The organism is Pseudomonas sp. H26/SER47-MNA-CIBAN-0231, assembly GCF_040310465.1.
GTDB lineage: Bacteria > Pseudomonadota > Gammaproteobacteria > Pseudomonadales > Pseudomonadaceae > Aquipseudomonas > Aquipseudomonas atacamensis.
Genome location: NZ_JBEOPW010000211.1, coordinates 1 through 231 on the forward strand (window position 1 = coordinate 1; position 231 = coordinate 231).

The 231-nt window shown below is 56.7% G+C and carries 1 pseudogene; it reads right to left on the reverse strand.

The window, feature by feature from the left end:
• Window positions 1–231 (reverse strand): annotated as a pseudogene (locus tag AAEZ10_RS27835) (ATP-binding protein); the annotation flags it as partial.

Below are 231 nucleotides of genomic sequence, written 5' to 3' on the forward strand. Positions count from 1 at the left end.
GTCAGGTAGCACCTGATACTCCTTGAGCACATCGGCCTTGTACTTGAGTTCGTTGGCGACGATGTTCAGGGTCGACTCGATGCCCTGCTGCAGGTTGATCCACTGCCATTCCTGATTGGCGTCCACCCGGGAAAAATCCTTGAGGTCCCTGACTATGCGGCCAACCCGGTTGATGCCGTCCTTGGACTCCTTGATCAGCAGCGGAATGTCCTCGCGCAGGAAGTCCAGTTC